General features: G+C 44.2%; 20 protein-coding genes, 1 pseudogene and 1 riboswitch. Of the genes and pseudogenes, 10 read left to right on the forward strand and 11 right to left on the reverse strand.

Annotated features, from left to right (window positions below):
• Positions 1 to 76: 76 nt before the first annotated feature.
• Entirely contained in the window at positions 77 to 925 is an 849-nt protein-coding gene (locus tag L5L97_RS03555) for an isocitrate lyase/phosphoenolpyruvate mutase family protein (protein ID WP_263183288.1), read from the forward strand.
• Between the two features lie 337 nt (positions 926 to 1,262).
• Here L5L97_RS03555 and L5L97_RS03560 read toward each other — a convergent pair whose 3' ends face one another.
• Positions 1,263 to 2,216 carry a DUF72 domain-containing protein gene (locus L5L97_RS03560; protein ID WP_263183289.1) on the reverse strand — a complete coding sequence of 318 codons (954 nt, stop codon included), beginning with the start codon at positions 2,214 to 2,216 and terminating at the stop codon, positions 1,263 to 1,265.
• Positions 2,217 to 2,507: 291 nt separating this feature from the next.
• Between L5L97_RS03560 and L5L97_RS03565 the strand changes: the two genes are divergently transcribed.
• On the forward strand, positions 2,508 to 3,935 hold the full coding sequence (locus L5L97_RS03565; RefSeq protein ID WP_263163758.1) for a GGDEF domain-containing protein: 1,428 nt from the start codon (positions 2,508 to 2,510) through the stop codon (positions 3,933 to 3,935).
• Positions 3,936 to 4,069: 134 nt separating this feature from the next.
• Here L5L97_RS03565 and L5L97_RS03570 read toward each other — a convergent pair whose 3' ends face one another.
• The 7 genes from L5L97_RS03570 to L5L97_RS03600 form a co-directional block, all read right to left on the reverse strand.
• On the reverse strand, positions 4,070 to 5,962 hold the full coding sequence (locus L5L97_RS03570) for a methyl-accepting chemotaxis protein (RefSeq protein ID WP_173497344.1): 1,893 nt from the start codon (positions 5,960 to 5,962) through the stop codon (positions 4,070 to 4,072).
• A 497-nt stretch (positions 5,963 to 6,459) separates the two neighbouring features.
• Positions 6,460 to 9,093, reverse strand: coding sequence for an aminopeptidase N (gene pepN / locus L5L97_RS03575; RefSeq protein ID WP_263183291.1), 2,634 nt, complete (start codon positions 9,091 to 9,093; stop codon positions 6,460 to 6,462).
• A 256-nt stretch (positions 9,094 to 9,349) separates the two neighbouring features.
• Positions 9,350 to 9,943 carry a penicillin-binding protein activator LpoB gene (lpoB, locus tag L5L97_RS03580; protein ID WP_173246506.1) on the reverse strand — a complete coding sequence of 198 codons (594 nt, stop codon included), beginning with the start codon at positions 9,941 to 9,943 and terminating at the stop codon, positions 9,350 to 9,352.
• 69 nt (positions 9,944 to 10,012) lie between these two features.
• Positions 10,013 to 11,416, reverse strand: coding sequence for a COG3014 family protein (locus tag L5L97_RS03585; RefSeq protein WP_263183292.1), 1,404 nt, complete (start codon positions 11,414 to 11,416; stop codon positions 10,013 to 10,015).
• Complete coding sequence (def, locus tag L5L97_RS03590) at positions 11,416 to 11,973, reverse strand: peptide deformylase (RefSeq protein ID WP_168824914.1); 558 nt, start codon at positions 11,971 to 11,973, stop codon at positions 11,416 to 11,418. Before def ends, L5L97_RS03585 begins: the two co-directional genes overlap by 1 nt.
• A 65-nt stretch (positions 11,974 to 12,038) precedes the next feature.
• The gene (locus tag L5L97_RS03595) at positions 12,039 to 12,251 is read right to left on the reverse strand and encodes a SlyX family protein (protein ID WP_263183294.1); all 213 of its coding nucleotides are present in this window, start codon (positions 12,249 to 12,251) and stop codon (positions 12,039 to 12,041) included.
• A 9-nt stretch (positions 12,252 to 12,260) separates the two neighbouring features.
• Complete coding sequence (locus L5L97_RS03600; protein WP_173246498.1) at positions 12,261 to 13,211, reverse strand: WD40 repeat domain-containing protein; 951 nt, start codon at positions 13,209 to 13,211, stop codon at positions 12,261 to 12,263.
• A 154-nt stretch (positions 13,212 to 13,365) separates the two neighbouring features.
• Here L5L97_RS03600 and fkpA point away from each other — a divergent pair, with 154 nt between their 5' ends.
• From fkpA to katB, 7 genes and pseudogenes are all read left to right on the forward strand, one after another.
• A complete protein-coding gene (fkpA, locus tag L5L97_RS03605) occupies positions 13,366 to 14,133 on the forward strand; it encodes an FKBP-type peptidyl-prolyl cis-trans isomerase (protein ID WP_263183296.1) in 768 nt (255 codons plus the stop codon).
• Positions 14,134 to 14,829: 696 nt separating this feature from the next.
• Positions 14,830 to 15,147 (forward strand): lamin tail domain-containing protein, encoded by a 318-nt coding sequence (locus L5L97_RS22920; protein WP_263183309.1) that lies wholly within the window; start codon positions 14,830 to 14,832, stop codon positions 15,145 to 15,147.
• Positions 15,144 to 15,416: pseudogene (locus L5L97_RS22925) on the forward strand (GlyGly-CTERM sorting domain-containing protein); the annotation flags it as partial. The gene L5L97_RS22920 and the pseudogene L5L97_RS22925, both read left to right, overlap by 4 nt.
• Positions 15,417 to 15,526: 110 nt before the next feature.
• Complete coding sequence (locus L5L97_RS03620) at positions 15,527 to 15,982, forward strand: hypothetical protein (RefSeq protein WP_113939851.1); 456 nt, start codon at positions 15,527 to 15,529, stop codon at positions 15,980 to 15,982.
• A 105-nt stretch (positions 15,983 to 16,087) separates the two neighbouring features.
• A complete protein-coding gene (locus tag L5L97_RS03625; RefSeq protein ID WP_028761594.1) occupies positions 16,088 to 16,525 on the forward strand; it encodes a PaaI family thioesterase in 438 nt (145 codons plus the stop codon).
• Between the two features lie 82 nt (positions 16,526 to 16,607).
• On the forward strand, positions 16,608 to 16,850 hold the full coding sequence (locus L5L97_RS03630; protein ID WP_028761593.1) for a YgjV family protein: 243 nt from the start codon (positions 16,608 to 16,610) through the stop codon (positions 16,848 to 16,850).
• A 326-nt stretch (positions 16,851 to 17,176) separates the two neighbouring features.
• Positions 17,177 to 18,652, forward strand: a complete 1,476-nt coding sequence (gene katB, locus L5L97_RS03635) for a catalase KatB (protein ID WP_173246491.1) — start codon at positions 17,177 to 17,179, stop codon at positions 18,650 to 18,652.
• 115 nt (positions 18,653 to 18,767) lie between these two features.
• On the opposite strand, the gene norW is transcribed toward katB, so the two are convergent.
• Positions 18,768 to 19,934, reverse strand: coding sequence for an NADH:flavorubredoxin reductase NorW (gene norW, locus L5L97_RS03640; RefSeq protein ID WP_263183297.1), 1,167 nt, complete (start codon positions 19,932 to 19,934; stop codon positions 18,768 to 18,770).
• A complete protein-coding gene (gene norV / locus L5L97_RS03645; protein WP_263183299.1) occupies positions 19,927 to 21,456 on the reverse strand; it encodes an anaerobic nitric oxide reductase flavorubredoxin in 1,530 nt (509 codons plus the stop codon). Before norV ends, norW begins: the two co-directional genes overlap by 8 nt.
• 225 nt (positions 21,457 to 21,681) lie before the next feature.
• Here norV and norR point away from each other — a divergent pair, with 225 nt between their 5' ends.
• On the forward strand, positions 21,682 to 23,289 hold the full coding sequence (norR, locus tag L5L97_RS03650; RefSeq protein ID WP_263183300.1) for a nitric oxide reductase transcriptional regulator NorR: 1,608 nt from the start codon (positions 21,682 to 21,684) through the stop codon (positions 23,287 to 23,289).
• Positions 23,290 to 23,339: 50 nt separating this feature from the next.
• Here norR and L5L97_RS03655 read toward each other — a convergent pair whose 3' ends face one another.
• Entirely contained in the window at positions 23,340 to 23,894 is a 555-nt protein-coding gene (locus L5L97_RS03655; protein ID WP_131524629.1) for a TMEM165/GDT1 family protein, read from the reverse strand.
• Positions 23,895 to 24,304: 410 nt separating this feature from the next.
• Positions 24,305 to 24,404: riboswitch (cyclic di-GMP riboswitch) on the forward strand.
• Positions 24,405 to 24,452: the final 48 nt, after the last annotated feature.

The raw sequence follows: 24,452 nt of genomic DNA on the forward strand, positions 1-24,452 counted from the left end.
TTCAGTGCCGTTTCCCGCGATAATTACCTAAGCCATCTTGTTAGAGTTGAGCCTTCAAAACCAACAAGGACATAAGATGGCTGAGCAATCTAGAATACTTTTCAAAGCACTACATCAACAATCAGAGCCGCTGATATTAACTAACGCTTGGGATGCCGCCAGTGCGGCCATCATCCAAGCATCGGGCGCCCGTGCGATTGCGACCAGTAGCGCGGCATTGGCTTGGTCGCTCGGTTATCCCGATGGGCAAGTGCTACCTAAAGCGGCTTTATTGGACGTAGTGAACAATATCCTACGGCTGAGCCGAGTGCCCGTGACGATAGATATTGAATCTGGTTATAGCCAAGATCCCGATGAGGTTGCTGCTTTTGTTGCGCAGCTCGCTGAGCTTGGCGTAGCAGGAGTTAATATTGAGGATGGCAGTGCAGGTGTTGCTGAGATGGTGGCAAAAATTAAAGCTATTCGCGCCCATCCTCGTTGCCAAGGATTATTTATTAATGCGCGAACTGATGTGTATTTACTGGGTTTAGCCAGTGGTGAGGCCGCTGTTGTTATGACTATCGATAGGTTAACTCAATATCAGGCTGCGGGTGCTGATGGTGGCTTTATCCCTGGCGCGAATCAGGTCGAGACCGCTAAGTGCTTGTCTGCCGCTGTGGATATGCCACTGAATTTTATGCTATTGAATGAGCAGATGGATATCGGCGAGTTATTTGCCGCAGGTGTGCAGCGTTTTTCCACTGGCCCAGCTTCATTTTTACAGGCCTATAGCACTTTGCTTAATCCAATTTTGTTAAATTCAATTAAGGCAAAACCGTTTCAGCGAGAGTCAAAAGATGCGGTTATTGCCGTTGATAAGGATTCAATACCTAAAGCCATTTCCCTTGGTTTTGAGCAAATGAATAACTTATTTATCCCGAGTTAAAGCTGTTTTTCATCTATACCCAAGCTACCTGAAGATACGAGTTTCAGAGCGCCCAGGGTGCTTCAATTCAAGGCGCATTAATGACAGAATGTCGGCCACCTTTTGAATTGATGCAACACGGAAGTGGAGTGCCCTGGGCGCTCCGTCCCGGCGGGTTTTAACGCACTTTATGCTGCGTTGGTTATTTTTAACTTAGCCCGCTAGGCCTGCAAATAACCGCCTTGCCTAAAGTGCGTTACATTCCCGCTGAATCCTGCATCTTCAGGTTGTTTGGGTATATACCCACGGCGAGTTTGCCGTGGGTTTCTTCTTACGTCCGTTTTACTTAGCGCGCGTTTTACCAAGAAAGTCCCATCTGCGTGCTTGTCTCCTCAGGTTTCTTATCAAGCAGGCGTAGCTCGGCGAGGTGAATGTGCGCTGCAATTTGGCTGCGCAATTTTTGATAGAGACGGATGGCCAGTTCAGGCGCGGCTTCATTGTCGGGAGTATGGATAAACAGATAGGGTTCTCGACCTTCTGCGAGCCACTGCGGGAGTTGGGTGAGCCAATTATCAAAAAAGGTATCGTTATCCTTAGGTAAAACAGCAACGCCTTGCTGTGCGAGTTGTGCGATGGCATCGTCTGGTTGGCCGATAAAGCGCACCACTGGATTATTGGCGGTGGCAATCGCATGCACTGGCACTCGAGGTTTTTTCTTGTGAGCGTCGATAATCGCGACATTGCAGGGCGGCAGTGCAAACAAGGGCCTGCTGTCCATGATGATGCGATTCACTTTTTTATCGATGAGTAATCGATTAAGCGCACGCTCGGCATCTCCCTTAGCAAAAAACGCAGCATGCCTGACTTCGACGCCATAGGTTAACCCTTGGGGGATTTGATCTAGAAATTGCGCTAACGCAGGCAAGTTTTCTGGGCCGAAATGGGCGGGCAGTTGAATTTTCCAGATCCCTGTTTTATCGATTAATGGTGTCATTATCTGGAAAAAATCTTTCAATTCTTGGCCGCAGTGTTGCAATAATCTTTGGTGAGTGATGGTTTGCGGTAGTTTGAAGGTAAAACGAAAGCTCTCTGGCGTGGCACTGTGCCAATTCATTACCGTTTGCTGTGCAGGCGTTGCGTAGAAGCTGGTGTTCCCTTCGACAGTATTGAATATTGTCGCGTAACGGGCGAGTCGCTCCGCTTGTTTAGTTCCGTGACCATACACACTTTCTTGCCAATTCGAGTGCGACCACATGGCAAGCCCAAGGCGAAAATGGTTGGGTTGATGTAACGGAGAGCACAATTGGTCCAAAAATAAATTCCTTTAATGCGATTTGCGCGTACCAAAGCTGCGCCCTGATGTTGACCAACACTTTAGGGCATTGTGCCGATATCTGTCGTCCAGAGTCAAATAGTGCCACCGATGGCCTTAAGTATTGTGTTTGATTTTGTTTGAATTTAACTCTGTAAAAGTCGGACTTAACTTAGCCAACTCTGGAATGACATTGAAAATTAACCTACTCTAATAGTGCGTTATTATTATTTTTATGCTTATGATCAAACTTAGGACTTAGCCAAAGACGGACGTTTATTGGAGAATTACGTGAATAATGATGGCTACACTTCCTTAAGCAATTTTATCGACCTTCTCTTGGATGCTATTTGTGTCGTCGATAAAGCGGGGAGGTTTGAATTTGTCAGTGCAGGGGCAGAACGTATTTTTGGCTATACCCCAGAAGAAATGATGGGTATGCAGATGCTAGATCTTGTCATTCCAGAGGATAGGGAACGTACTCTCGCAACGGCCAATGAAATTATGGCAGGTCGCTTTAAAGTCGATTTTGAAAACCGTTATGTGCGTAAAGATGGTGTTATCGTCGATATTCTTTGGTCTGCACGTTGGTCCGATGCTTATCAACAACGTGTCGCAGTCGCTAGAGATATTTCTAAGAGCAAAAATACCGAACGTAGACAAGCAGCCTTATATGAGATTTCAGAGGCTGTGCATGTCGCTGAGGACTTACTCGCCCTGTATCGTCGAATTCATGAAATTATTGCTAAATTACTACCTGCAGCAAACTTTGCTATAGCATTGTACGATCAAGATTTAAATGAATTAAGTTTTCCTTATAAAGCCGCTACTGGCAAGGATTCACTTATCGATATTGCAAGTTTCAGTGTGTTCACTGACCAAGTGATCCGCAGTGCTGAGTCTTTACTCCTGTGTCCCGTGACCTTAACTGATTATCCCCAAGCGATTCGTGAAGATTTGGGTAATGGCTGTTTAAGTTGGCTGGGTGTGCCGCTGAAGCTACAGAAAGGTGTTATCGGCGCTTTGATTATGCATAGCTTGCCCACTTCGGCTTCATATACACACCAAGACCGTGAGTTATTGGAGTTTGTTTCTACGCAAATAGCTTTTGCGATTGAGCGTCGACAAATGCTCGCGCGATTAGAGCATATTGCACTTTATGATCAGTTAACCTTGTTACCCAATCGTGAGCTTTTTTACGATAGATTTCAAAAGGCGCTATCTCGAGCCCATAGGGAATCAAGTTATTTCTCTTTGCTTTATTTAGACTTAGATAAATTTAAGTGGGTTAACGATACTTTTGGTCATAGCGTGGGCGATTTATTACTGCAAGTGACGGCACAGCGAATAGTCAGTTGTGTGAGGGGCTCAGATACCGTTGCGCGTTTTGGGGGGGATGAGTTTGTCATCTTACTTGAACGAGTCGATTCAGCACATAATACCCTGCTGGCCGCGCAAAAAATATTGCAAGTATTCGAGCAACCCTTCGAGCTTGCCGAACAGCAGATCCATATTCTGCCGAGTATCGGTATTGCTCTGTATCCAGAGCACGGTGAAGATGAAAAACAACTTATTTCCTGTGCCGATACTGCTATGTATAAAGCTAAAAAGAATGGCGGAAATCGAATTGAAATGGGTTACCAAGGATTAAGAAACTTACATGCTGAGCTTCGGCCTGAGGCCAATATTCCTGAAAATAAAGCGATGAAGATCATTTAAGCTTGCTTTAGGTAAGCCATTGTAAGTCTTTGAAGAAATAATATGTAAAGAAATGCCCGCAAATGTCACTGACACTTGCGGGCATTATTGTATGGAACTGTTGATGTAATCTTTATATAAAATAAGGCTTTTGATTACAGTTTGAAGCGATTAACTTCCTGCTGCAATGATGCGGCTAAATGGGCGAGCTCTTGAGCTTGGACCATAGACGTTTGTGCCTCAATCGAGAGATTCTCTGACACTTCACGAATCGACTCTGTATTACGGTTGATTTCGCTGGTGACTGAGGTTTGCTCCTCGGCTGCTGTGGCAATTTGGCTCGCCATATCTGAAATATCATTAATGGCTTTGCTGATTTGCAACAGACTTTCGCTGGCTGAATTAGCATCGGCCACACTGGTTTCTGCCATTTCATGACTTTGAGTCATAGACTTAACGGCTTTGCCTGCGGTTTGTTGTAGGGTTTCGATCATCGCTTGAATTTCTTGTGTCGATGAATGCGTACGTTGTGACAGTACACGCACCTCATCAGCAACTACAGCGAAGCCACGACCTTGTTCTCCTGCACGTGCCGCCTCAATGGCTGCATTGAGTGCAAGTAAGTTGGTTTGCTCTGCGATGCCACTAATGGTCAACAAAATGCTGTTGATCTTTTGTGAGTGCTCGTTCAGTTCACCGATAATTCGCCCTGCAGTTTCGACTTCACTGGCTAAATTACGGATAGATTGCTGGCTTTGCATTACCTGTTTATGGCCATGGTTTGAAAGTCCGACCGCATTTTGAGCTGTCTGAGCTGTATGCTCAGCATTACTGGCAATTTCCTCGGTGGCGCTGGCCATTTCGGTCACCGCAGTGGCAACCATAGTCACTTCATCTTGCTGTACTTCAATGCGCTGGCTGTTATCCGTTGCCGACGCACTACTTCCTTTGGCTTGATATTCCAATTGACCCGCAATCTTGTGCATGCGGGAAATCATACCGTGTAGACGTTCTACAAAGCGGTTAAACCCCGAAGCTAACATACCAATTTCATCGTGACTGTTGGCAGTATGAATGCGCACAGTGAGATCGCCATCGCCCTCGGCAATATCATTGAGTGCTTGGGCAACGCGTTCGAGATCTTTGAATTGAATTTTAAAGATGGCGATTAAAATCAAACCAAACAGCACCAATAGTGCAACACCTACGGCAGACATCCACCAAGCAAGATCGGTTGCCTGTGACATGATTTCTTGCTTATCCATTACGAAAATCAGCGCCCAGTCTGTTGAGGGTATTGCCGCAACATAGACTAACTTAGTGGCACCATCGAGGTTTCGCTCTTCCATCGTATTGGCATTAGTGCGCTGTGATAACCAGCTATTACTAAAATCACTATCAATTTTAGTGAGTTGTTGAGTATTTAGCTGGCTATTGGGATGACTAATAATGAGCCCTGCATTATCGACCATCAGAGTATAACCTTCGCCCGGCACTACGAGGCGCTGCACCGCATCGGTTAGCTGATCTATGGTTAAGTTCGCTGCGGCAACGCCTATCAATCGGCCAGAACTCATTACAGGTTCGGCAATGGTCACGACTTGTTTTTTCAGTGTGGCGCTGACGTAGGGCGCCGTCATGATCATTTTACCGGCAGCTTTAGCGTCCATATACCAAGGGCGAACGCGGGGATCATAATTCGCGGTATTTAGCGACGGATCTTGGCGATACATGTTGCCTTGTTCGTCGCCATAGTAAGTGAGGGCAAAGTCAACCGCAGTATGCGCTTGCAGCAAATGAGGGGTAACGTTTGTACTCGGATCGGCTTCAACGACTTGTTTTAGGCTGGTAATGGCCATTTTTCTGTCTTGCATCCACTGACCTATGCCGGATGAAAAGGTAATCGCTAGTTGGTCAATTTCATGTTGAGTGTTTTCTAACGCATTATTTCTAATGAAATAACTAGAGATACTTACGAGTACAGCAATAGTGATCAGTACAGCGGAAAGACTGCTGAACAGCAGCCGTGTTTTGAGTGTCGATCGCATAATCTATATCCTTTATATTCCGTTAGCTCTCTAACGTTGTTTTAGTATAGCGGCAGTACGGGGCAAAACATTAAATCATTGAAGAATTATAGTAATAAATTTAGAAGTGACGCCCATAATTTATGAATTTAATAATTACATGATTTTTATATCAATAACGATTGCGTCAGCGGTTGTTTATTTGATGAGCTGATGGAACTTAGTAGACTAAACTGAAGAGATGAATAATATTTTACAGGTGATAAATAACATTGGTTATCGTCAGTAAGCCGTTAAAACACATAAGCTCAAGCTAACAATTTAATTAAATATGTCACTGGTTGTGAGTGTGATTAATTCATTATTCAGAATGCTGGCTTGTTTATATCAAAGGTTAGTGAGCATAATTTCGCGCGGGTAGCATCTTGTGTGCTGGTTCAAGTTTAAGACTCATCTGTAACAGAACATAAAAAAGGGACTCCTAGGAGCCCCTTGTTAATTTTAAAATGACCTTAATATTAGTGAGTCATCTTATTTTTGATCAGCACACAACGCTGCTCTATTTGACGGGTTTCCAGTAGATTACGGCGGGTAAGGTTAGATAGCCCAGTTTGGCGATCAAGTACTTTGTCCAATGCCGCTATGCTAGTGTAATTACAATCGGTTGGGATGAGGAAATGGCTATAATTACGCATAAATACTGGCCCTTTTTTGTCCATATCCATTAAGCTCGCCAGACGCTCTTCCGCTGTAGCTGCGCTTAATAGTTTTTGCTCAGCAGGATAAAGATTTTGCATAATAATCCGCTGTTTGGAGAAAGGCAGGCTGTCTAGATGGACTTTACTTAACCAACGACGTTTTGCGGCCGCTTCAGGGCGGATCACTTGTGCCGCAAGTGCCGCTTTTTCACCAGAGTCTGAATTATCCTTGGTGGCCTCTTTGGTTAAGCGCTGCAGCGCGTTAGGAAAATCATAGCGATTAAGCTGGGTGATGATTGCCCATCGTAAATCTTGGTCTAAGGTTAATCCCTTTATTTTTGTTTCACCGTCAATGAGTTGTGCTAAATGACGCAGTGAATCTCTGTCGCTTGCTAAACTGACATACGCATTGAACCAGATCCGTTGGAAGTCATTATCGCCTTTATTTTCCATTGCTTTTCTCAGACTCATTTGGCTTAAGCCTTTAATTGCATTTTCAGCGTAGTTTTGCTGAATAGGGGCGATCTGCGCGAGATATTCCTTTGAGCGCAACATGCTATCGATGATCTGACCAACAATCGTGTAGTCCGTCTCAGCAGGCGCGTTAACAAACACTGTGCTTAGGTATTGATCTAAGCTCAATTTACCTTCGCGGACGCTGTCCCACAGACTTTGCCACAGCATAGATCGCAGTAGTGGATCGGAAATATTACTCAGTTGTTGTTTTGCGGTATTAAATGACTTGTCATCAAGCTCGACTTTCACAAAGCCCCAATCATCAAAGTTTGGATAGACTAGGTCTGGGCAGCGCTCACCAATCAGTTGTTTAACTTCAGTACGCTCGCCTTTGTAAGTCACTGGCACTGTAATGTCATTTCGCAGATCAAAGCGACCTTGGGTAAATAAAGCCACTTGGACTTTTTGTTCACGTAATGTGGGTAGCTCTGCGCTTGCAGGGAGCTGTCGTAGGCTAAATTCGCTGATTCGGTTGCCCTCACAACGATATTCCGCCTTGATGGTGTTAACGCCCGCGCTGTAGAGCCATTCTTGAGTCCATGCACTTAAATCGCGGCCAGCGGCTTTCCCTAGGCTATTGATAAAATCGTCTAACTCAGCGTTTTGATAACTGTATTGTTTTAAATAGTTACTGACGCCACGACGAAACACCATGTCCCCGAGTAAATGGCGTAATTGTTTCAGCGTTGATGCGCCTTTTTGGTAAGTGATAGCATCGATATTGTCGAAGGCGTTCTGGGTTGTTGCTACGGGTACTTCAATGGGGTGCGTGGTGACTAAGCTGTCTTGCTCATAGGCTTTTTGCTTACCTTTAGCGTAGAAGGTACGCCAAGCATTGGTGAACTCTGTGGCTTCTTGAGTCGCAAGTGTGCCCATAAATGAAGCAAAACTTTCATTTAACCACAAGCCATTCCACCATTTCATGGTGACGAGATCGCCAAACCACTGGTGCGCCATTTCGTGCATGATCACGCCCGCAAGATTTTGCTTCTGATCCGCTGTCATAGCTGCTTTATGAAGGAAGATATCTTCGGAAAAGGTCACTGCGCCCGCGTTTTCCATCGCGCCATAAAGGAAGTCTGGCACTAGAATTTGATCGTATTTCTTAAAGGGATAAGGAATACCAAAGTAATTATCGAAAAAAGTTAATCCTTGTTTCGTATAGGTAAACCAATCTTGCTCCGTGACTTGGTTAGCAACGGATTGACGGGCGAACAGGCGCATAGGATAGCGGCCTGAGTTGTCTTGCCACATGTGATAAGGGCCCGCGTGCATTGAAAAGTTATATGGGCTTAGCTTAGGTGTTTGTGGGAAAGTCCAACGATTGTAAGCACCCGCTGGGGTGATTTGGCTTTCACGCATCGAGCTAATGACTTGCCAGTCTTTGGGCGCAGTTACCGTAATTTGATAGTTAGCCTTGAGATCCGGTTGGTCGAATACTGCGAACATCTGCTGAGCTGCAGCGGGTTCAAAATGAGAGTAGAGGTAGACCTTGCCATCGATTGGATCTTTAAAACGGTGTAAACCTTCACCATTGGTGCTGTGGGCACGGCTAAATTGCACTTCAATGGTATTTTCACCTGAGGTGAGCAAACGCGTATTTAAGCTGATGTAAGCGCCATTGTAATTGGGGTATACGGCGGTACCGTTGATGATAAAGCGTTTTATCTGCGCCTTGTTTAAATCTAAGCTCAGTTGTTTTGGCACTTCACTTAATTGAAATGTCACTTTGGAGGTGGCGGAAAACTCGGCGTCCCCTGTGAGCTGAAAATCCAAGTCATAGTGAATATTGGAGATGACCTGCGAGCGAAGCGCAGCCTGATATTGGCTAATATAAGCGCTAGCATCACGTGGACCCGTATTGAGTGTACTTTGGGTTGCACACGACATTAATGTGCCGCAGGTAAGGGCAACGAGACTGGCTTTAAACAAGTTCACAACTTAAATCCTTCAACGATTTGTTTTGTTTTCTGCTTGGATGTTTGCATTCAATATCGTGTGTGTAGGTTTGCCTTTGTGGCAAATTATCCCTCGCGCCAGCACCAATTTTGAGTATCATCATCGCAGTGTATTTTGGCCGAGTACACTACCTTATTTACCTTGGATTACCAATGTTAAAAATGTAAAAAAAAGCCAGCGTTAACGCTGGCTTCTTGAGATTACTGTTTGGCAGAATTAAGTGCCAATAGGACAATTACATGCCTAAGAAAGACTTAGACTTCATCTTACGGATTTCTTTTTCATCAGACCATTCGATAAGGCCTGTTTCTAAATCCATTAAACGCATTGTCATCTTATAGTAGACGTCTTTAGTGCTACCGTCTTGCTTCACTATGCTAGATAAATTGCCATATAACATGTATTGAGCGCCAATTTGGCGACCAAACTTGATGGCGGTTGATGGGTCAACCATGCCAGTGTTGTTTTGGTAATCCAGTTGTTTACGGACTGAATCTACTTTAGTCATGTCGATAAAACGGAACTTGCCTGAGCGCAATAATTTGTTACTGATAGAGTCAGTGACAGACTCAGTGTCGATATGTTCTGAGGTTTTGTTTTTGATGCTGTCAACAAATAAAATCGGGCGGTCATTGGCAGTTATTGCCACGATAGGAGGGAAAGTCATCATGCTATCCACCATCTTGGCTGCAATAGCTTGTAGATCCGTCGAGCCAAAGTTCTCATTGACGGTTTCAACTTCTGTGGCATCGCCATATTCGACTTTAGATTGACATGCAGCTAGACCCATAACGGCAGCCAGTACAAAAATCAGTTTAAATTGTTTCATAGTCAGTTCCATTTTGTGATTGTATAAACTTAATGACACACGTCTTATTCAAATACCACAACCGCTAGGCTAAATGATTATTGAATAAATTCGGGTGTAATTACCAGTATCAATTGCCCAGACTAAGGTGGTTTTGCCTGCTGCAACATCAATTTTAGCCGGTGGCGCTTTGTCTAACTGCAAAGTGTATTCACCTGCACTCAAATAACGCCGCCCGATCTGTGCTTGTTTAGGGAGCGTCAGCCAACTACGACGATCCGCTTGTTCTGTTACTACGTTAAAAATCTGCATCGCTATACTGCCAATATCGGCCGCATTGTTCCCTGGTTTGCCACTCTTCTCAATCTGATAGGCCATCTCAGATTTAGCATAGACTCTAGCGACTTGACGGACTAGCGTCGCGGGCAGATCTTCCTTGAGTGCTGTGATGGCTAAGGCATCGATATTGGCAATAGGTTCAGTTTTCAGCACTGTACCTAAACCTTGCACTTGCGTCTCTGGCACAAAAGTATTGTTTGGCATGTAGGTAGCGAGTGACACTGTCTGCCAGTTACCATGGATAGTAAAAGGTACAGTGAGAGCTTGTTTTGCTGGCACAAAGCCGCGCTCGACCATCAAAATTACTTGACCATCTTTGGGATTGGGCAACTTAGCATCGCCCCAACGGCGCTTAAACTCATCATATTGTGGCATGCCGAGTTGCTTGGCGAGACGGACCAGATCTTGCTGTAAATAGGTGTTATCTGGAGTGATTTGTGCTGCTTTACGATAATCGATATAGGCATCGTTCGGCTCACCCAGCACTTCGTGCAGTACGCCAGTCGTATAATAACTGTAAGCGTTTAAGAAAGAACTGGTGACTGTGCCCGCGGCTTGTCCTAGTTTGTTAACCTCGGCATCTATGGTGCCGTTTGCCATGGCTTGAACTGACTTTTGTGATTTTTGATAGCGTTCTTGCTCGCTGCTCTGTAGTTCGTTACTGCGACGAACTTCGACGAGAGCCCCCTGATAGTCGCCACTAAACAAATAGTTAAGAGCTTGGTATTGGTGCAGCATGATGCGTTCATACCCTGGGCCTCGGTACGGAATCGCATTGTCGTTTAACACTAAGCTGCTGGCTGTTGCGCCAATGTCACTAATGCTGACTTTGGCCTTATCATCAAAGGCGGTATAAGCATCTACTGCTTGCTGATAATATTTTTTACTGGCAGCAAAATCGCCGGCGACTTGAGCAATTCGTCCCGCTTCTTGGGCATAGAGTAAGCCGTCATTGCCATTGATATTGCTGGCAAGTTTGTCGATATCGGCCATGGGAGTCGCACTATTAAGCTCTTGTTTGAGTGGTTCAATCTGCGCAGGATAATTAATGAAAATACTGTTATAAGCGCAGCCAGATAAGTTTAAAACCAATCCCATTGCCAAGGTTGGTGCAATAAATGCGCGAGAAAAAGATGTAACGAAGGACAGTTTCATTATTGCGCTTCACCTTTTTTGATGGATTGGGCTGAAATCGCCTGAGTCTGTTCTGGCATAAGTGAACGCTCGAGTAATGTGATCCCTTGAAGGTGATCAAATTCATGTTGAAAAATCCGTGCAATAAAGCCCGTTAATTCGGTTTGTTGCCACTCGCCTTGTAAATTTTGATAGCGTACTTCAATGGCTTGATGTCTTTGTATCGTAAATCTTTGCCCCGGTACAGATAAGCAGCCTTCTTCTCCGCTGACCAACTCGCTTGATGCATTAATGATTTGCGGATTAACCACGACCACAGGCGCCATATTAGGCGCGTCGGGATAACGCTCATTAGGGCGAGAAGCCATAATGAATAAGGCTAAAGGGCTGTGAACTTGGGGGGCTGCGATACCAACGCCATTGGCAGCGTCCATGCTGGCAGACATTTGCTCGGCAAGATGCACGAGCTCTGCATCGAAATGGTGCACTGTGATTGCAGTCTGCCTTAGAATGGGTTCACCCACTAACGCTATGGGTAATAGAGTTGGGGTTTCTTTTGGCATTAAATGTTTAAACATCGCATTCCCTGGATATTTTGCAGTAACTGTTTTTTTAATCAAAGTTAACATCTAAAGCATCAGTGTTAATAATGTGGTGGTGGCGTTTCTTCAGCCTGAGTCGCCATATTACTTGGTTCCATGTCCTGCAACTTACCAATTAACATGTGAATTTGGTGTTGCAGGTGAGCCACCAGTCGATTTAATTTGATGACCTCTTGGTTTAATTCTTCGACTGTGAGCTCTTGAAAAGCCAATTTGGTTTCTAGATCTTCAATCTGTGCTTGTACGCCTTGCATGGCTAACCTCTATTTCTGCCAAGTTTCAACTAAGCCTTGGCTACTGATACTAACGACTTTATTGGTATCTCGAATTGCCACCGAGTATACAACGGCTCCTCGATTTTGGCTGTTTTTAGTGAGTGCAACCTGCCATTTTTCAATTTGTTTACCCGAGTCACGTTGCCAGAGTATAACTTCCCGAGCTGGCGTACCTGTTAATAGCTGGCTGTCTTGTTTGATAAACCTCACCGCTGAAAAGTTCATTTGGCGACGGGTAATATCCAGCTTATTTAACAGCTTACCGCTTGTGTTATCCCAGATTTTTGCTTCATCTGTGCTGCCATTGGTAAAACTTAAACTACCACTGTCGTTGAGTGCCACTTTGGTTATACGGCTGCCGAGTGTCCACGTATGAAGCGGTTGGCCAGTTTGTGCCTGCCAGAGAATCGCCTGCATATCATTTGACCCCGTTAATGCTAATCGGCCATCAGCAGAGAGGGCTACACTATTGACGCGCTCTTTATGTCCAAGAAACTTGATTAAGGCAGATTTTTCGGCATTAAGCGACATGACTGAACCATCATTTAAACCAATAAGTAGTGCGCCATTATCGGCTACCGCGACACTTTCACCGGATGAAGGTAAGGACCACCAGCCCAAAGGCTTACCGTCGGCTATTTTCCACATAGCAACTGAATCTCTGCTTAAGGATGCTGCAAATATCCCGTTGGGAGAAATCGCCGTACCTGTGACGCCAGTATTAATATCGCCATGTATCCATTGGTATTTGAGGGTGTGGGTGCTGAGATCCCAACATTGAACTCCACTACTTTGAGTGGCAACTAAGGCGAATTGCCCATTACTTGATAGGCTCGCGCTATAGCTGGGCTCTGTTGTGAGAACACTGATATCTTCTGCTTTGGGGTGGCAAGCGATTAGAAAAACTGTGCAAATTACCAGCAGTAGATTTTTCTTCATGAACTTGCTCCCTAAGTTGTTGTCTTTAGACTTGATCAAGTGACATTAATCACTGTTAACCCATAAAGAATCTAGTTGGTATAACCGAGATAACTAGTATAAAGTTGTCACGCTTAGGTTATTGTAACCGCTTGAGGATGCTGAGGAAGCTTTAATGAAATCGATTTATAAATTATCGTTAGTTGCATTGGCTGTTATTGGCCTATCTGCTTGTAATCAAGAAGAAAAAGCAGCTACGAGTACAAATGTTGAATTAACGACTGAAGCTCAAAAAGAAGCTTACAGTGTAGGCGCTTCAATCGGTCGTTATATGTCTGGCCATATCAAAGAGCAAGAAGAATTAGGCCTGCCAGTTGATCGCACTCTGATCGTCACTGGTTTCACTAATGGTCTGAATGACCAATTAAGTTTAACCGAAGAAGAAATGCAAACCATTCTTCAAGGTCTAGATAAAAAGTTAAACGATAAACGTCAGGAACAAGCAACAGCGATTTCTGCGAAAAATATCGAAGATGGTAAAAAATTCCTTGAAGAAAACAAGGTTAAGCCTGGTGTAGTGACAACTGAGTCTGGCTTACAATATGAAGTATTAACTCCAGGCACGGGTGAAAAGCCTGCCGCAGAAGACACTGTAGAAGTGGATTATGTCGGTACTTTACTTGATGGTACTGAGTTTGATAGTTCTTATAAACGCGGCGAAGCAGCTAAGTTCCCTTTGAATCGCGTTATTCCAGGTTGGACTGAAGGCGTGCAATTAATGCCTGTTGGCGCTAAGTACAAGTTTGTGATCCCATCGGAATTAGCCTATGGCGTACGTGATACTGGTACTATTCCACCAAACTCTACGTTGATTTTCGAAGTTGAGTTGAAATCAATCGAGAAAGCTTCTGCGGCGCCAGTAGCTGAACCTGCTAAAAAGTAATTGATTAGCTGCGACGTGTAATACGCCGCAATTGAAAATACCGCTCCTATAATGAGCGGTATTTTTTTGTCTGTAAAATTCGCATTATTGTTTTAATATTGAGCTCACTATCTTACAGCCGTTGGTTCTCAGACTGGTTCTATGTTTCATTTTTATACCCATCATCAATATTAATCTGCTGCAATAACCAAGGGTATAAATCATCCACTTTAGCAGTTTGACTGTTATGTTTATTTCAAAATAATGAATGCTAAATTAAGTTTTAATTATATCCATTACCTTTTAAGGACCCGTGTTCCTTATATTTTATTGAGTGTTGCATACCGAATAATATCATCAAAATATCACATTTAAATATTGATTATTATTTAAGCATGGCACTAAGTGCTTTGAGCTTATGTGTATTGCTCTTACTGTTTGTTTTTACATGGCTAATACTTTTGATTTACCATCTTGTTCTGTTAGGTGAACAGTGAGGTATCTATAATTATTTACTCATCAATGTGTTACATTGGCAATGTGCGATCTTGCCCTCTTTTTTTACGCATTCAACTCTGAAATAATCCGTTTTCACGTTAATATAGGTTAGCGTAAATGTTGTGGTAATTGATTGGTGACGTGGATAATGTTAATGAATTAACGGCTATTTCTTTAGCTGTTGCAGCGGCTTTGCCTATGATGGCAAACGCAGATGTGATGATCACCGAATATGTTGAAGGTAGCTCAAATAATAAAGCGATTGAAATTTATAATAATGGCACTGCAGCAGTTAATTGGAAAGGCTATAAGCTAGTTCAATATAAAAATGGCAGTACAGTTGTAACAGATATAGCGTTATTAGATGGTCAGACTATCGGTGCCAAAAAGTTAAAGGCCATTAAAAATCCAAGTGATGTTTTAGGTTTGGCTTCTGATGTCGATGCGATTAATGGTAGTGCAATCCATTTTAATGGTGAGGACGCTGTCGCACTGGTCAAAGATGGTGCTGTTGTCGACATTATCGGGAGTGCCTAGCCAAACGTTTAGTGGATATTGAAGATTGGCATATCAACTCAGTGGAATCTAGCCTGTTTGAATACGGTAAGAAGTTCTCTGGTGATCTGGTTAAATCTGAAAATGCTTTTTCTGCATCGGATCATGATCCTGTGATTGTTGCTTTAAGTTATCCTGCGCCAGTAGTGCCGCCAAAACCTGAGCCAAAGCCTAAAGATGATGGCGGTGCTTTAGGTTATTTAGGTTTAGCACTGATGTCCTTGTTTGGTTTGCAGCGTCGTCGCCGTTAACCTGTATATGGGGTTAACTCACAAGTGCAATTTGTGAGCTAGACTGAAACAAAGGGATGGTTAACCATCCCTTTTTTATCTCTTTTTTTCAGTTTTTATTAGGAGTGAGTATGGATACCACCTCAAATCCGCTGAAAACCATGAATATCAAGGCGCCACTGTGGTTTTACTTTGTCGCAACGCTCAGTTTGTTGTGGAATATCATGGGGCTGATGGCTTTTGTGATGCAAATGACTATGACGCCAGATGCACTCGCACAGATGAGCCCAGATCAAATTAAACTCTATGAAACGACGCCAATTTGGGTCGATGCTGTGTTTGGCTTTGCCGTGGTTTCAGGGGTTCTAGGATGTCTATTATTGTTATTCAGAAAATTAATTGCTTATAAAGTGCTGGTCGCCTCGCTTATCGCTATTTTGTTGCAAATGACCTATGTATTTTGCATTCAGCAAGCGGCTGTGGTGCTAGGAGCTGACGCGTTAATTATGCCAAGTGTAGTCGTGGTGTGGGGATTATTTCTTGTCTGGTTTAGTCAGCTAAGTACCACTAAATCTTGGTTAGTTTGAGCCTTATTTTTGCCGATATTGATGTGACCAGCTGAGAGTAAACTAGTTGAACTTCATCCACTTCACAGTAAACTGCTGATTGGTTTTATTGACTAGGAAGTTGCAATGAGTATTTGGTTTAGAGCTGTAACGTTAGAGGATTGCGCGCGTTTAGACGCCGGTATGGGTGGCAAAGGCACCTTGATGCAGACTTTAGGAATTGAGATCAGTGAGATTGGCGACGATTACATGAAGGCCACTATGCCAGCCAGTCCGGCGGTGCATAACCCTTTGGGCATAGTGCATGGTGGCGCGAATGTCGCGCTTGCTGAAACCGTTGCCAGCTATGCGGCAAATTTCGCGGTGGATTTTGAGCAGTACTATTGTGTCGGTCAAGAAATTAACGCTAACCACTTACGGGCTTCCCGTAATGGGGTATTAACCGCCACGGCTAAGCCTATCCACTTAGGGAAGCGCAGCTCTGTATGGGAGATTTTAATCCACAACAGCGCGGGTGAACTGACTTGTATTTCACGGATGACGGCGGCTGTCGTTAAACGCTAAATGCAATGAGCCAGCTTATTACCTGTGGTGTGAATGGCGTATCAATCGTTTGATTTAAATAATATATAGATAAGGATTGGATATGGATAACGCTACAATTTGGGAATGGGTTGGTTATTTAGCTTCAGTGGTCGTTGCAATATCACTGATGATGTCAAACATTAAGAAACTGCGCTGGTGGAATCTCATTGGTGCGGCTTTATTTGTGGCCTACGGTGTGGCAATTGGGGCTTATCCTGTTGCCTTAGTAAACTTTTTTATCGTGCTGATTGACACTTATTATTTGGTTAAGCTTTATCGTGAAGCCGACTTATCCAGCAGTTAATGGCAGTGTATCAGCTTAACTCCGCTTTCTTGCACCGCACTTCGCTCCATTGTCCTGAGCAGCTATTTGGTTTTTCAACAGCATCTTAAGTGATGTGAGCGGACCATTGGCTGTGAGTCCGTGTAATTCATTAACTGTCTTGCCAAACTTATCTTTAATCTTTTTTTTAGATTGTATGAATCTAGTTTAATCGTTTTATTCTCAAGTGGTAATTCTCTATTCTTGCTCTATCGACAACACGTCGCCAGCCAAGGAGATAACCATGGCCACCATTTACGATTTAATTGAAACCTGGTTAACCAGCAATCAAGACTAAGGAGCAGGGCATGAGTCAACAACATCAAACAAGTCAGTACTTAACCAGTCAAAACGGCGCCCCAGTGGCCGACGATCAAAACTCACTGTCGGCGGGTGAGCGTGGTCCTCTGCTATTACAGGATTGGCATTTAATTGAAAAGTTAGCCCATTTCAACCGTGAGCGTATTCCTGAGCGTATCGTGCATGCCAAAGGTACTGGGGTTTACGGCACCTTTACCCTGACTAAAGATTTAAGCGATTATACCATTGCCGACCATTTCAATGGTGTTGGTAAGCAAACCGAAACCTTTATTCGTTTCTCAACCGTAGGTGGAGAAATGGGTTCTGCCGACGCAGAGCGCGATCCACGTGGCTTTGGTTTACGTTTTTATACTGCCCGTGGTAATCACGATATCGTGGGTAACAATACGCCGACCTTTTTCTTGCGAGATGGGATTAAGTTTCCAGACTTTATCCATACGCAAAAGCGTAATCCTAAGACAAACTTAAAAGATCCGCAGGCTATGTGGGACTTTTGGTCATTGAATCCTGAAGCTATGCATCAAGTGACCATTTTGATGTCGGATCGCGGTATTCCAGCGAACTACCGTCAAATGCACGGTTATGGTTCACACACTTTCTCGCTGTGGAATGCCAAGGGCGAGCGTTTCTGGGTGAAGTTCCACTTTAAATCGCAGCAAGGCGTGGTCAACTTAACCAATGAACAGGCTGATAAATTAAAAGGGATTGATCCCGATTCATCGCAGCGCGATATGGTGGTTGCTATTACTGATGGTAACTTCCCGCGTTGGACTGTTAATGTGCAGATTATGCCTGAGGCGGATGCCAATACTTACCATATCAATCCATTTGATTTAACTAAGGTTTGGCCGCATAGCGACTATCCATTACTTGAGATTGGTGTATTAGAGCTGAATCGTCTGCCACAAAACTACTTTGCTGAAGTTGAGCAAGTGGCATTGGCACCTAGTAATTTGGTCCCAGGCGTCGGGGCTTCACCTGACAAGATGTTACAAGCGCGTTTATTTGCCTACGCCGATGCGCAGCGTTACCGCATTGGTGCTAACTACAACCAATTGCCAGTGAATTGCCCGCATGCCGCTAAGGCAAATCACCATCAACGTGCAGGTGCGATGGCGGGTACACAATGCCCTTACCATGGCAGTCAAACGGGTGGCGACGCTTCGGCAAACTATGGCCCGAACAGCACTGCTGATGCCTTGGTTGAGCCAGTAAACTTTAGCGAACCACCATTGCGTTTAGAAGGTGAAGCGGCGCGTTATAGTCGTTATAACCAAGACGATTATACCCAAGCGGGTAATTTGTATCGCATCTTCTCTGAAGCTGAGAAAGCGCGCCTAGTGGCAACAATTTCGGGTTCATTAAGTCAAGCGAGTTTAGATGTGCAGCAACGTATGGTGGCGCATTTTACTCAAGCCGATGCGGATTACGGACAACGTATTAAACTGGCATTAGGTCTTTAAACTATTGCTGTTGCGAATGTTTGAATAATAGTAGAAACGATAAAACTGAGTAGAAAGCCTCTACTCAGTTTTTATTATCAGCGACAATAATATTAACATTCTCGTTAATATGCTCTTAGGCCGCGATGAGTGCCGCGTTAGGGCTATTTAGCTGCTTTAACAATCCAAATGCTTGCTGCATTTTATCCTCGGTTACGATAAATCCTATAAATGTTTCATCCACGTCGAATGCTTTAATACAGCTTCCTTGAGCATCAATATCGACTTGCCAGCGATGGACGCCATTCACTGTTATACCGCTGAGTTGCATAGGTAACAGTGGCGTTTTCACTTTAATGAGCATGGCGGGAAAATTCACTGCTGTCGGTTGGTTCAGTAATGTGTTCGCCAGTGCATTGGCGCTCAGTAACGCAGGTTGCAAATAGGCCCTATTTTGGCCGTTGATTTGGGCGCAATCACCTAGCGCATAAATATGGGCATCGTTGGTTTGTAAGCATTCGTTAACGACGATACCTTTATTGACCTCTAGCCCCGCATGCTGGGCAAGTTGACTGTTAGGGATCAGTCCGGCTGCACAGATAACCGCATCACAAATAAACCGCTGGTCATTATCTAGGCACACAGAGATACTGCCATCTTGGTGTTGCAGTTGGCTGACTCGGGTTTGCAATTGCACTGTGACGTTATGCTGCTTTAGTACAGCGGTCAGTTTGTGGTTTAACATTTCGGGTAGCATATTCGGCATTAAGCTCGCTTGTGGATCGACCAAAAATACTTGCTTACCTGCAGTTGCTAAGTCCATTGCCAGTTCAACTCCGACCAAACCAGCACCGATAACCAGTACTCTCCTCGCACCATGGATGTCTGCTTCGCAGGCTTGATACTCCATTAAGCTGTTAACTGTGTGGATGATATCAACGCCATCCCCCTCTATAGGCGGAATAAAGGGCCGAGCACCCGTGGCAAGCACTAATTTTTCGTACGCAATTTCGCGTCCTTGATGGCAACAGACTACCTGACGAACTTTATCTATTTTTATGACTTCACAGTGATTTATTACATCAATTTGTTGTTCATGTGCAAATTCAGTCGCGGTCAATTTTATGAGGTCTGACGCCATTTTTTTAAGGCTAAACACATGGCTTAAATCTGGTTTATGGTATTCGTCACCAGAGTCGGCTGTGATAACTGTAATCGGTTGTTCGCGGTTTAAACGTCGCAGTGTTTTGACTAGCTGATATGCCGCGAATCCACTGCCGATAATGACGATTGGCTTAGGCATTAGTCACCTCATTTTTTATGACAGCGAAAACGCTTTTACCTAGGCCACATTCGGGACAGAGGAAGTCTTCGGCCACTTGAGTCCAAGGTGTGCCAGCAATGACATTTTGATTAGGTTCTCCTTTTTCAGGGTCGTAAATCCATTGGCAAACGGTGCAAACCATTGATTGTGTATCATTTAATTCGCACGCTTTTGTTGCAATCGGTGCTGTCACAGGGACGTTATTAGTAGCAGTATTTTCAGCTGTTTGACTGGCCGTGGTGGCTTGGCTAGGTTTTGACATGACTTGATTAATGATAGAGCGACTATTAGCGCTATCAAGGGGCCGCAATGCCCATTCTCGCGCGATTCGCTGGCCGTGCTGACGGCATTCTTGCATCGCATCTCGATCGGGACGCCATTTGACTTTTAATCCCACCGAGGTTTCAAAACCAGCATCCATCAAACGAGTGTGAATTCTATCGACTGCGCCGCCATTCCAGCCATAACTACCAAAAGCTGCCGCCTTTTTATTGCGAAAACGCAGGCCCGTGATTTCTTCAAGCATGGCGGCAATTTTAGGCATCATCACATTATTCATGGTGGATGAGCCGACTAAAATACCTTTTGACCTAAATGCCTGTGCAAGGATTTCGTTTTTATCATGACGTGCGACGTTATACACTTTTACCGCTACATTGGGGTCAACATCATGGATACCTTGAGCGATACCGTCGGCCATCATGCGAGTATTATTGGACATGGAGTCGTAGAAAATCGTGATGCGGTCTTCTTGATAAGCGTCGGCCCAAGCTAAATATTGGTGAATAATTTGGGCTGGATTATCACGCCACACAATGCCGTGTGAAGTTGCGATCATATCTACAGGTAAATTAAAGCTTAATACTTCGTGAATTTTAGCCGTTACTAGGCTGCTAAAGGGCGTTAAAATGTTTGAGTAGTACCGTAGGCATTGTTCCATTAATTCATTTTGATCAACCTCATCATTGAATAAATGTTCGTCGCAATAGTGTTGGCCAAAGGCATCGTTACTGAATAAAACCGCATCTTCGGTGAGGTATGTCATCATGCTATCTGGCCAATGCAACATAGGTGCTTCGATAAATATCAGTTGCTTACCATTGCCTATCGCTAAACTATCCCCTGTCTTTACGGTAATGAAATTCCATTCTGGGTGGTGGTGATGTCCTACAATGGAGTCGACCGCATTTTCACTGCAGTAAATTGGAGTGTTAGGAATTTTGGCCATTAATGCAGTCAGGGCGCCTGAGTGGTCTTCCTCTGCATGGTTCATCACAATATAGTCTATGTCGGTTAAATTAATTTCAGCTTCAAGATTTTGTAAGAATTGCTGGCTAAACCGATGATCAACTGTATCAATTAACACGGTTTTTTCTTCACGGATAAGGTAGCTATTGTAGCTTGTGCCTTTAGTTATCTTGTACTCAGTACCATGAAAATCTTGCACTTCCCAATCGCGTTGGCCCACCCAGTGGATATTGTTTTTTACATGAATAGTCATAAATACACCTGTGATAATTAATAATGAATGCGCTACGTAAATCTTGCTTATTTAGTTAAATCTCTTATTGCACTCACTATGCCAATATTTTAAGGTTTTGATTTTTATTGGTATTAGCGTATTTCAACATTTTAAATCACTTGCTGATGTCATAATGACAATTTGATATTAGTCAAATTGACATTACACTGTGTCAATATGACTTTATTTGACTGTGGATGTGCTATGAGTGCCCATGCTGATTTAACTCAGTTAGCCTTAGATTTAACTGTCGGCGTGTCGACGCAAGACAGATTTGAGCGTTTGTTGGCAGTGGTCAGGCGGCGTGTCAATTGTGATGCTGCGGCATTATTGGCATTTCGGGAGCAGCAATTTGTCCCCTTGGCGATAGATGGGCTCTTTGCCGAAGTGTTAGGGCGGCGCTTTCAAATTAGTGAACATCCGAGATTAGAGGCTATCGCCCGTGCTGGCGATGTGGTTCGTTTCCCGGCCGACAGTGAACTTCCCGATCCGTATGATGGTTTAATTCCACATCATAGTGCGAACTTACATGTACATGCTTGCATTGGTTTACCACTAATCGCGAACGATCGCTTAATTGGGGCGCTCACCATTGATGGTTTCAACCCTCATCAGTTTGATGGTTTTAGTGATAGCGAGTTGCGAGTGATCAGCGCACTGGCCGCAGCCAGTCTTAATACTGCGTTATTGATGCAACAGCTAGAATCCCAAGTTGTTGAAGTTTCCAATGGAACTGAGGTGCTCAATCGTCCTGCTAGTCAGCAGGAGATCATAGGGCAATCCACACAGATCCAATCGCTAAAGCAGCAGATAAGTGCCGTGGCAGGCACTGATTTATCGGTATTAATTACCGGCGAAACTGGCGTGGGTAAGGAGTTAGTGGCCGCGGCGATACATAATCAATCGATCAGAGCCGATAAATCACTTATCTATTTGAACTGCGCTGCATTGCCGGAGTCCGTCGCCGAAAGCGAGTTATTTGGGCATGTAAAAGGGGCATTTACGGGGGCAATCAGTCATAGGCAAGGCAAGTTTGAACTCGCTGACAAGGGGACCTTGTTTTTAGATGAAATCGGGGAGCTTCCCTTGGGGCTGCAAGCTAAGTTATTGAGGGTTTTACAATACGGTGAATTACAGCGAGTGGGCAGTGATAAGAGCCTAAAGGTTAATACTCGGATTATTGCCGCTACTAATCGAATTTTGCACCAAGAGGCAACGGAAGGGCGTTTTCGTTTCGACCTTTACCATAGGTTGAGCGTGTTTCCTATCCACGTAGCACCATTAAGAGAGCGTGGGCAAGATATTGTCATGCTGACAGGTTTTTTTCTTGAACGTTGTAAAGCGAAGTTAGGACTCACCCATATCAATATCACACCCGCAGCGCAGCAGTTATTAGAGCAATACACATGGCCGGGTAATGTGCGTGAGCTAGAGCATGCGATACACAGGGCCGCGGTGTTGGCGAAAGCCGAGCTAAAAACGGCTTACATCAGCTTAAGTAATAAACATTTTCAGCTCGATTCTTTGATGAATCAAGCATATAAAACAGTCGACGAAGATAGGCCATCAGATGCCGCAACGCCAGCCAGGGAATTAGCATTTAGGTCTGAGTCGGCCTGTCGTGAGCGACAATCGCAAGATAATTCCAGTGTTATGCTGGGGCTTAAGGCGGCGACTGAGAGATATCAGCGTCAACTTATTCGCCAAGTTTTAGCCGCGAATCAACAAAATTGGGCTGCGTGTGCAAGAATATTGCAAATCGATACAGGTAATTTGCACCGACTTGCAAAACGGTTAGGTTTAAAAGAATAAAATATTGCGTGAAGAAATTTTATTCTGCAGCAAAACCACAGCCTCGATTCTTAGAAGAACAGTGTTGCTACGCCTAAGAGTGCGAACAATACGGCGCAGCCACGGTGTATCCACAACATAGGCAATTTTTCGGCGCTGAAGTGGCCTGCGATCACTACGGGTACGTTAGCAAGCAGCATGCCTAAGGTTGTGCCAGCAACCACCATAGTTAATGAATCGTATTTTGCGGCTAATACCACAGTTGCGATTTGCGTTTTATCCCCCATTTCGGCGATAAAAAACAGGATAAAGGTGGCGAGAAAGGGGCCCATTTTATAGAAACGGCTCTCTTCTGCATCGACTTTATCGGGGATTAACACCCAAAGAGCGATCGCAAAGAATGACGCAGCCACTAAATAACGTGCCAGATCTGGGCTTACCCAGTTAATCGCCCATTGGCCAATCCAAGCTGCGGCAAAATGGTTAAATAATGTCGACAGCAAAATACCTAAAATAATGGCGGTTTTATTTTTAAATCTTGCGGCGAGGATTAGTGCAAGTAATTGAGTTTTATCACCAATTTCGGCGATAGCAACCGTAAAGGTTGAGGCAAGTAGGGCTTCCAAGTGTGATCCTTTAGGGGTGGTTATGACATAAGCACAATAAACCGTCCACCCCTAGGTGCGGTCATTGTGCTCAGGTCTTGCTGGGCAAATCTATGATTTGCTGTGAACACCATGGCATGTTGCCAAGTATGTTGATGTTCACCCTAGATGACGATTGCTCGAAATCCAGTTAGCTACTCCCCCGAAGCGAGGTGGGCATTATACCTAGGTAAGATTTAGTTTCAAGCACGAGTTTATAACAGTAGGTGCTGATAAATGTTTGACGGGTGTCAGAAAAATACCGATTCACATTCTGTAACTTAATGAATATAAATGAATTATTTTTTGACAACGTTGTCTTTTGTTGCTAATTTAGCCAAGTCATTTCTACTTAGTTACATACTGTTAACTCGTAGTGACTCAATGATAACGACTGTATTTGGCAAACTAATTGAAAAGTTAGGACGCAAAGCTTCCGGTCTAAGGTTGTAAATGGATTTTTTAGTGAACTAAGATAGCGGAGTTGCCGCAGAATTCGATTTCTGTGAAAGATAAACGACTGCTGTTTAATGCTGTTGT

Source organism: Shewanella sp. SM71 (assembly GCF_025653905.1).
GTDB lineage: Bacteria > Pseudomonadota > Gammaproteobacteria > Enterobacterales > Shewanellaceae > Shewanella > Shewanella oncorhynchi.

Bases quoted from the DNA above. Each gene is read 5' to 3' on its own strand.
- L5L97_RS03555 (WP_263183288.1), top strand. From the start codon at position 77: ATGGCTGAGCAATCTAGAATACTTTTCAAAGCACTACATCAACAATCA.
- L5L97_RS03570 (WP_173497344.1), bottom strand. From the start codon at position 5,962: ATGCGATCGACACTCAAAACACGGCTGCTGTTCAGCAGTCTTTCCGCT.
- lpoB (WP_173246506.1), bottom strand. From the start codon at position 9,943: ATGAAACAATTTAAACTGATTTTTGTACTGGCTGCCGTTATGGGTCTA.
- L5L97_RS03585 (WP_263183292.1), bottom strand. From the start codon at position 11,416: ATGAAACTGTCCTTCGTTACATCTTTTTCTCGCGCATTTATTGCACCA.
- def (WP_168824914.1), bottom strand. From the start codon at position 11,973: ATGTTTAAACATTTAATGCCAAAAGAAACCCCAACTCTATTACCCATA.
- L5L97_RS03595 (WP_263183294.1), bottom strand. From the start codon at position 12,251: ATGCAAGGCGTACAAGCACAGATTGAAGATCTAGAAACCAAATTGGCT.
- L5L97_RS03600 (WP_173246498.1), bottom strand. From the start codon at position 13,211: ATGAAGAAAAATCTACTGCTGGTAATTTGCACAGTTTTTCTAATCGCT.
- fkpA (WP_263183296.1), top strand. From the start codon at position 13,366: ATGAAATCGATTTATAAATTATCGTTAGTTGCATTGGCTGTTATTGGC.
- L5L97_RS22920 (WP_263183309.1), top strand. From the start codon at position 14,830: ATGATCACCGAATATGTTGAAGGTAGCTCAAATAATAAAGCGATTGAA.
- L5L97_RS03620 (WP_113939851.1), top strand. From the start codon at position 15,527: ATGGATACCACCTCAAATCCGCTGAAAACCATGAATATCAAGGCGCCA.
- L5L97_RS03625 (WP_028761594.1), top strand. From the start codon at position 16,088: ATGAGTATTTGGTTTAGAGCTGTAACGTTAGAGGATTGCGCGCGTTTA.
- L5L97_RS03630 (WP_028761593.1), top strand. From the start codon at position 16,608: ATGGATAACGCTACAATTTGGGAATGGGTTGGTTATTTAGCTTCAGTG.
- katB (WP_173246491.1), top strand. From the start codon at position 17,177: ATGAGTCAACAACATCAAACAAGTCAGTACTTAACCAGTCAAAACGGC.
- norW (WP_263183297.1), bottom strand. From the start codon at position 19,934: ATGCCTAAGCCAATCGTCATTATCGGCAGTGGATTCGCGGCATATCAG.
- norV (WP_263183299.1), bottom strand. From the start codon at position 21,456: ATGACTATTCATGTAAAAAACAATATCCACTGGGTGGGCCAACGCGAT.
- norR (WP_263183300.1), top strand. From the start codon at position 21,682: ATGAGTGCCCATGCTGATTTAACTCAGTTAGCCTTAGATTTAACTGTC.